Source organism: uncultured Anaerococcus sp., from assembly GCF_963510915.1.
Classification (GTDB): domain Bacteria; phylum Bacillota; class Clostridia; order Tissierellales; family Peptoniphilaceae; genus Anaerococcus.
On record NZ_CAUPHG010000101.1, the window covers coordinates 1 to 5,344 of the forward strand.

A 5,344-nucleotide genomic window follows, 5' to 3' on the forward strand; every position below is an offset into this window, starting at 1 on the left:
GCGTGTGGACAAACGTATGAACATTGGTTACATTGGATACAATTGTCAATTTGCCATTCTGGAACGTTAAGAGCTATACCTCTCTTTTCGTAAGCAGTTGTACCTGATTCAAATTCACCATTTTCAATACCTGCGAAAGCAGATACTGGAAGATCATCTTCTTTTTGTTCAAGCATTGGTTTAACAATGTTTTTAATGAATTCTGGAAGTTCTTTTTCTTCTTTAACTTCATCAACAGCATCTTTCCATTCAGCTGGTACTTCAACTTTGATTGGAGCTTCTAGACCTTTATCAACTGCATTGTAGTTCATGTTTACAATGTCTTCACCCTTATGACCATAAGATTTAACTATTGATTCTTTTAGGAATCTAACAGCGTCTTCTACTGGAATAACTTTTGTAAGGTTAAAGAATGCTGATTGCATTATCATGTTTGTTCTTCCACCAAGACCGATGCTTTGAGCAATATGGCTTGCATCTAGGATGTAGAAGTCAATGTTCTTTTCAACAAGAACTCTCTTCATCTTAGCTGGAAGGTGTTGTTCTAATTCTTCAACTGACCAAACAGTATTTAGTAAGAAAGTACCACCTTCTTTAATGCCTGCTAATAGGTCATATTGGTTAACGTATGCTTGTTTTGAACATGAAATAAAGTCAGCTTCGTCTAATAGGTATGTTGAAAGGATAGGTTCTTTACCGAATCTCAAGTGAGATACTGTTAAACCACCTGATTTTTTAGAGTCGTAATCAAAGTAACCTTGTGCATACATGTCAGTATTATCACCGATTATCTTGATAGCTTGTTTGTTAGCACCTACTGTACCATCAGAACCGAATCCCCAGAATTTACATCTGCTTGTACCTTCATGTCTAACTTTGAAGTCATCTCTTGGAAGAGATTTGTTAGTAACATCATCAGTAATTGATAAGGTGAAATCGTGTTTTGGTTCATCTTTATCAAGGTTATCGTATACTGCTTTGATATCTGCAGGAATTGTATCTTTTGATGAAAGTCCGAAGATACCACCAATTATTAGTGGTCTTTGCTTTTCGTCATAATAGCATGCTTTTACATCTAGGTAAAGTGGGCTTCCAACAGCACCTTTTTCTTTTGTTCTATCAAGAACAGCAATTTTCTTTACTGTAGCAGGAATTGCTTTTAGTAAGTGTTCTTTAGAGAATGGTCTGTAAAGGTGAACTTCTACCAAACCAACTTTTCTTCCTTCTTTAAGAAGAACATCAATTGTTTCTCTAGCTGCTTGACATACAGAACCCATAGCTATAATGATATTTTCAGCATCATCAGCACCATAGTATGTGAATAGACCATAGTTTGTACCAATTTTTTCGTTAATTTGGTTCATATAGTTTTCAACTATTCCAACTATATCTGTATATGCATGGTTGCTAGCTTCTGTTCTTTGGAAGAAGATATTCTTTTCAGCTGTACCCATGTGCTTTGGTCTTTCTGGGTTTAGTGAATGGTTTTTAAATTCTTCTACAGCTTTATAATCAAGCATAGTAGCTAAATCTTTGTAGTCCCAAACTTCTACTTTTTGAATTTCGTGACTTGTTCTAAATCCATCAAAGAAATTAATAAATGGTAACCTACCTTCGATAGCTGATAAGTGAGCTACTGGAGATAAGTCCATTACTTCTTGTACTGAGTTAGAAACAAGCATAGCGCAACCAGTTTGTCTTGCAGCCATTACGTCTGAATGGTCTCCGTAGATAGAAAGTGCGTGAGTTGCAAGAGTTCTTGCAGAAACGTGGAATACACCTGGTAATCTTTCTCCAGCAATTTTATACATATTAGGAATCATTAATAATAGACCCTGACTTGCTGTATATGTACTAGTAAGTGCTCCCGCTGCTAATGAACCGTGCATAGCTCCTGCTGCACCAGCTTCTGATTGCATCTCTTTTACTTTGACTTCTTGACCAAATAAGTTTTTACGTCCGTTTGCTGCCCATACGTCAACGCTTTCTGGCATTGGTGAAGAAGGTGTGATTGGATATATAGTAGCTACATCAGTAAACGCATATGAAACATGTGCTGCTGCTGTGTTACCATCCATTGTCTTCATTGCTCTAGTAATTGTCATCTAGACCTCCTAAAATAATTATAAGCAATTATCGTTAACACTACTATAAGTATAATTAATTATCTATTTTTTGTCAAGGGCAAATAAAAATATTTTTAATTTTTATTCACAGCTAATTTGTATGGTTTACTCATGTTGTTAGCGCATCTGTATTTAATCCAATAGTGAGTTTATATTCATTCTAAAATAATTGACGTGTGAATAAATATGCCTATATTTTTAATTTATTTGAATAAAATTTTATTTCTTTAACGTCATAAATAAACACAAAAAAATAAGAGCCATGCTCCTATTTTTCTGTGTTATCATCAAGTCTTTCTGGATGGAATATGCTATCAGTCATAACTTTGGCAGCATTGTATCCAAAAGCCTTTTCCCTGTGGTTCATTGCTGCAACCTCTATTATTAGCCCTATGTTCCTACCTGCCCTAACTGGAACAACTAGGTGAGGAAGTTTTATCCCCAAGAGTTCTATATAGTGCTCATCAATTCCAAGCCTATCATATTCATAGTCATCCTTCCATTGTTCAAGTTCTATAACTATATCTACTTGGGCTTGTTTCTTAATAGCACCAGATCCATAAAGTCTACGAACATTAATTATGCCTAGACCTCTTAATTCCATAAAATGCCTAATATTCTCTGGTGCCTGACCTATGATTTTTTTATCAATTGCAGTTATGTCAACCATGTCATCGGCCACTAGCCTATGGCCCCTTGTTACAAGTTCCAAAGCTGTTTCTGATTTACCTACTGAGGACTTACCCATAATTAGAACTCCAATACCAAAAATTTCGAGCAGTTCACCATGAACATTTGTAGTAGGGGCTAATAGGTATTCAAGCTGATCAGAAATATCTGAAACTAGCTTTGTTGTCTTAGCAGGTGACTTTAAAAGTGTGATATCATAATATCTTGCTAGGTCAACTATATCTTCATTTACTTCCCTATTGTAAGAAAAAATTACAGCTGGTATATCGTAGGACAAAATCCCTCTGAATCTCTCATATTGCATCTTACTATCAAGACTTGTTAAGTAATTATATTCAACAGAACCAATTATCTGTAGTCTTTTATAAGGGAATTCTTCCATGTATCCAGTAAGCTGAAGACCTGGTCTATTAACATCCGCACTTTCAAGAACAACATCTAAGTAATCTGTGGACTCACTTATTATTTCTAGCCCCAAATTCTCCACTACTTTATGAAGTTTAATTGTCTTTTTTCCAGCACCAGAATTAACTTCAATGATTTCTTCACTTTTATCGTTTATATTTTTAACTTCTGTCATAAACTATCCTTTCAGTTTGAAATATTTATAGATTTCAAGCGCAGCTTCCTTTCCTACTAAAGGCACTTCCATTAGTTCTTCTATACTAGCTTTTTTGATGTTAGAAATAGTTTTAAAATGTTTATAAAGATTGGCCTTAGTTTTTTTTCCAACTCCCTTTATATCGTCCAACTCAGATTTTTTCATAGTCTTTCTCATAAGTGACCTATGATAATTTATTGCAAACCTATGAGCTTCTTCTTGGATTTCATAGATTAATTTATATACTGGGTCTTTTCTGTTTATTGGAATTTCCTCATTGTTATAAATTATTCCTCTGGTGGTGTGCTTATCATCTTTTACAAGACCTGCTACCTCTATATCAATATCCATCTCATGCAAGACTTGCTTAGCAATTGATACCTGTCCCTTGCCGCCATCCATCAAAATTAAATCTGGCAACCTGCCAAAACCAGTATGAGTACTTCCTTTAGCGATTTCTTTCTTGGCATTTATAAACCTGCGAGTCAAAACTTCTTTTAATGATGCATAATCATCAGGTCCTGACACAGTTCTTATTTTAAATTTTCTGTATTCCTTAGGGCTAGAAATACCATTTTCAAAAACAACCATAGACCCAACCGATTGAACTCCCGAAGTATTGGATATATCATAAGCCTCTATCCTATTAATTTTTTCTAAATTAATAATTTCTTTTAGCTGGCTTAGACCCGAAGACTTATTTCTTTCTTTTTTATCAAGACGTTTTTCTTCTTTAATTCTCATGTCGTAAGCATTCCTAACAGCCATAGTGATAAGTTCAAATTTTTTACCGAGTTTTGGTTGATGGATGCTAACCTTTGATCCCTTTTTTTGGTTTAAATATTCTATAATTGAATCAAAGTCACTTGGCATAGTTTGCACAAGAATTTCTTTTGGTATAAATAGTAGATCTAAATAGAATTGTTTTATAAAGGAAGCCATAATATCTGATTCTTTTTCAGCGTATTCATTCTTGATTATAAAGTGTTCCCTGTCTACAATATGACCCTTACGCATAAAGAATACTTGAACTACAATTATAGAAGTACCCTTACTAAATGCGATTATATCTACATCATCACCTGTAGTTTCTGTTACATATTGCCTTTCAGAAATTATAGAAAGGGCCCTATAATAATCCCTATATTTGGCAGCCATCTCAAAGTTTAGCTTGGCACTTTCCTCGTTCATTTTTTTTAGAACCATATCAGAAATGGTCCTAGCTTTCTTATCAAGAAACTGCCTTACATCATCAATATTTTTTAGGTACCTATCTTCATCTTCTGTGCCTATACATGGACCCTTACACTTCTTTATAAAATAATTTAAACAAGGTCTATCAAGACTTTGACCCTTATCAAAATTCAAATTGCATGTTCTAAAAGGATAATAATCATGGAATAAATCTATAGCATCATTTACGGCATAAGCATCAGGATATGGACCAAAATAATCAGCCCCATCTTTATAGACTTGTCTTACTTTTTGGATTCTAGGAAATTTTTCCCTAGTGATTTTTATATAGGGGTACTGTTTATCATCTCTTAAAACTATATTATATTTAGGTCTATTTTTTTTAATCAAATTTGACTCAAGAACTAAAGCTTCTACTTCATTTTGAACTATTATATATTCAAAATCAGCTATATGGCTTACCATGGCAAGCACCTTTGCGCCCTTGTTTTTATTGTTATCAAAATACTGCCTAACCCTATTTTTAAGAGAGATAGCTTTGCCGACATAAATGATTTCGCCTTCACTATTTCTCATTATATATACGCCAGGTTTGTCTGGAAGTTCTTTTAGTTTTTCATTAAGTTGTTTACGGCTCAAATTTCCTTGCAGCTCTCTTTCAAGTAATCTAAGTCATGGCCTTCAAGGTATGGGCTTAGAAGTTCATAGCATTTTTTATTATAGGCATTTACCC

4 protein-coding genes are annotated in these 5,344 nt (G+C 34.2%); all 4 read right to left on the bottom strand.

Annotated elements, in window-relative coordinates:
• On the bottom strand, positions 1-2,105 hold a 2,105-nt coding region (nifJ, locus tag RQ893_RS07805; protein ID WP_311482469.1), incomplete at its 3' end, for a pyruvate:ferredoxin (flavodoxin) oxidoreductase.
• 289 nt (positions 2,106-2,394) lie between these two features.
• Positions 2,395-3,396 carry an HPr(Ser) kinase/phosphatase gene (hprK, locus tag RQ893_RS07810; RefSeq protein ID WP_311482470.1) on the bottom strand — a complete coding sequence of 334 codons (1,002 nt, stop codon included), beginning with the start codon at positions 3,394-3,396 and terminating at the stop codon, positions 2,395-2,397.
• 3 nt (positions 3,397-3,399) lie between these two features.
• Entirely contained in the window at positions 3,400-5,250 is a 1,851-nt protein-coding gene (gene uvrC, locus RQ893_RS07815; RefSeq protein WP_311482471.1) for an excinuclease ABC subunit UvrC, read from the bottom strand.
• Positions 5,247-5,344, bottom strand: a 98-nt coding sequence (locus tag RQ893_RS07820) for a M24 family metallopeptidase C-terminal domain-containing protein (RefSeq protein ID WP_311482472.1), incomplete at its 5' end; no start/stop codon positions are given. The genes uvrC and RQ893_RS07820, both read right to left, overlap by 4 nt.